Origin of the sequence: Cryobacterium sp. (assembly GCF_026786305.1) — a bacterium.
Taxonomy (GTDB): Bacteria; Actinomycetota; Actinomycetes; order Actinomycetales; family Microbacteriaceae; genus Cryobacterium.
The window spans coordinates 1-2,849 of the sequence record NZ_JAJAYI010000077.1 but is presented as its reverse complement, the minus strand read 5'-3'; the positions used below and the strand labels follow the sequence as shown (position 1 = coordinate 2,849).

The window sequence follows — 2,849 nt, the reverse complement described above, 5'->3', positions numbered from 1 at the left end:
CCAAGTATCTAATGGGCCCGCCCCCCAATAATAACCCCCCCCCGTAACGGGCGCACCGCAGACGCGGGCCGCCCTTTTGCGTGCCCTCAGAAGACCTGGATGACAGGTGTTCAGGAGTATCGAATCACTTGGAAATCTCGGTCTCGCCGCAACCGGGCGCCTCCAGCAATTCATTGGTGTCGAATTGCCGAGAAATCCTAGGTAGCGAGACATCTCTCACACAGGACATGCGATCGCCGTGGCCTCGTAGTCCCAGTTCTCCAGCAGCGGGTCGTCTTCGTCGATCATGACGTGCAGGCGCTCGTTTCGGAGGCGACAGACATCGCGTACACGGGCCGCGTATTCGAGGCTCCACGAGGCTCCGGGCCAAGTGTCATGTTGCGACCGGTAGCGTGGAAGCGAAGAAGGAGAGCGATGACTGTACTCATTGCAGGATGCGGCGACCTCGGCACCGAGGTGGGCCTACGGTTCGCGCGGCTGGGGCACACGGTGGTCGGCCTGCGTCGCAACGCGAGCCTGCTCCCCGCCGAAATCTCGGGCCAATCGATCGACCTGAGCGTTGAGAAGCCCGTCATTCCGGCCGACACCGAGTTCGTCGTCGTCGCCATCTCCGCCGGCAGCCCCACCATCACGGCCTACCGCGCCGCCTACGTCGACGGCCTGCGCAACCTACTCGACGCCGTCGATGACGCCCGCGTCACGCCGCGCCGCGTGCTGCTGGTGTCATCGACGGCCGTCTACGACGTCTCTGACGGCAGTCGGGTCGACGAGCGAACCCCGGCGAACCCCAAACCGGGCACCGATTCCATCGTGCTCGATGCCGAACGGATGCTCCACGGGCGCCTTCCCACCGCCACCGTGCTGCGACTGGCCGGCGTCTACGGCCCCGGTCGTGAACGACTGATCAAACAGGTGCAAGCCGGTGCAACACTGTCCGCCCAGTCGCGCCACACCAACCGCATACACCGTGACGACGCAGCCGCCGCGATCGTTCACCTGCTGCTGCGCCCGGAACAGCCAGCGCCGCTCTATCTCGGCGTCGACAATGCCCCGGTGCAAAGCAACGAAGTGCTGACCTTTCTCGCCGCCGAGCTGGGCCTGCCCGAACCGACCCTGACGTCGAGCCCGAAGCCGGCGGGAAACCCCGAACCCACCCGCGAAAGCCAGCGCGGCGGAGACAAGCTCCTCAGCAATCGGCTTCTGCGGCAGACCGGCTTCACCTTCAGCTACCCCACCTACCGGGAGGGCTACCGAGCGCTCCTGGCCGGAGCCGGAACCCGCCACCCCTGAAGACCTACTGCGGCGGCCCAACCGGACTCAGGTCGGCATCCGTTCGAGCGTGAGCGCCATCGAGGCGAGGAGGGCCCCAAGCCGTGCCTGCTCCTTCGGGCTCACGTCGCGCGCTACCTGGGCAAGGAGCGCCGGAAAGTCGTCGTAGATCGTCTGGGTCATCTGCTCGGCGGCCGGTGTGAGAACGAGCAGCAGGCTGCGTCGATCATGCGGGTGGGCCACCCGGGTGAGAAGCGCGAACGCCACCAGACGATTCGAAATCGCGGTCACGGCGCTCGTCGTCACATCCATCGTCTCCGCGAGCAGCTTCGGTGTGATGCTGCCGGCCTCAGCGACCCGGGCCAGGGCGCGCAGTTCGCTCCCGGACAGGTTGACCTTCGTGCCCACCCGGTTGCGATTGTGTTCCATAGCGCGCTGGAATGACAGAGCGGATGCCGACAGGCTATCCAGGCTGCGTCCCGCGCTATCGAGTCCCTCGAGGCGTTCTCCCGACCTCTGGTCTGTCTGGTTCGCCCACCTGCAGGCGCGTAGCAGCGCCCCCCTCGGGCTGTTCTGTACTGCCGGCGTAGCGGGTAGGACAATGCAAAAGTTTCTTGCAGAACGGATAGTTTGTACTTTGAATTATTTCCCGTATATTGAGCCTCACACTGGTGCGCCAGCTCGGCAGTCGCGGGTTTCATTATGCTGCCGAACCACACGCTCAGCGTCGCATCGCATGCGCCGTAACACCTGCCTCAACGAAATGGACCATGCAATGCAGAGATACAGGTTGACGATCAACGAGGATTGGTTCTACCTCTCCGGCGAGCACAACATTCTGGCCCTCAAGGCCGCGCTGGCGGCGGCCGTGCACAACGGCGGCGGCTTCGTCGACATCCTCAGTTCTGTGCGCTCGCAGATCTCCCTGCTCATCACGAGCCATTCCGTCGTCAAGTTTGAAGCAATCTTCACCGAAGACCTTCCCGACCTGATCGAGTCCACACCGACCTTGGGGCTGTCGTATCTCGACGATGATTACGGGCTGGATTAAAGCGTTCCAGTCGAGCTGCCGCAGCAGGGGCGCCACCGACATCCGCTGTTCGAGAATGCATTCGAACCCAACACCAGATGCCATTGACGGCGAGCACGCACGCGAGTACGTTCACGCGAACGGAATACGTAACGTAGTGCCGACTCACTGACTTCACGACTAACTGAAAGGCAGTCTCATGAGTTTCCTTGGATTCCTCCTGCTCGGTCTCATCGCCGGCGCGATCGCGAAGGCAATCTTGCCGGGCCGTCAGGGCGGGGGCTGGTTAATCACCCTGCTGCTCGGTGTCGTCGGCGCCTTCCTCGGCGGCTTCCTCGGCGGACTCCTGTTCAATGTGAACCTGGGCGAATTCTTCTCCCTCGCAACATGGATTCTCGCCATCGTGGGATCGCTCATCGTGCTGCTTATTTACGGCGCGATCACGAACCGCCGCACGGCCTGACCACTCGCCCGACCCACTCGCCCGACCCACTCGCCCGACCCACTCGCCGGCCCCCCCCAAAGGGGGGGCCGCCGATTTTTGGGGCGT

Annotated in this window: 4 protein-coding genes; 3 read left to right on the top strand and 1 reads right to left on the bottom strand. The window is 63.7% G+C overall.

Annotated elements, in window-relative coordinates:
• Nucleotides 1–414 precede the first annotated feature (414 nt).
• A complete protein-coding gene (locus LH475_RS09720) occupies nucleotides 415–1,290 on the top strand; it encodes an NAD-dependent epimerase/dehydratase family protein (protein WP_196842968.1) in 876 nt (291 codons plus the stop codon).
• 27 nt (nucleotides 1,291–1,317) lie between these two features.
• Here the strand turns inward: LH475_RS09720 and LH475_RS09715 are convergent, their stop codons facing one another.
• A complete protein-coding gene (locus LH475_RS09715; protein WP_196842967.1) occupies nucleotides 1,318–1,698 on the bottom strand; it encodes a MarR family transcriptional regulator in 381 nt (126 codons plus the stop codon).
• Nucleotides 1,699–2,044: 346 nt separating this feature from the next.
• Between LH475_RS09715 and LH475_RS09710 the strand changes: the two genes are divergently transcribed.
• Nucleotides 2,045–2,320: a hypothetical protein gene (locus tag LH475_RS09710; RefSeq protein WP_196842966.1), complete on the top strand. Its 276-nt coding sequence runs from the start codon at nucleotides 2,045–2,047 to the stop codon at nucleotides 2,318–2,320.
• Nucleotides 2,321–2,498: 178 nt separating this feature from the next.
• On the top strand, nucleotides 2,499–2,762 hold the full coding sequence (locus LH475_RS09705; RefSeq protein WP_196842965.1) for a GlsB/YeaQ/YmgE family stress response membrane protein: 264 nt from the start codon (nucleotides 2,499–2,501) through the stop codon (nucleotides 2,760–2,762).
• Nucleotides 2,763–2,849 lie beyond the last annotated feature (87 nt).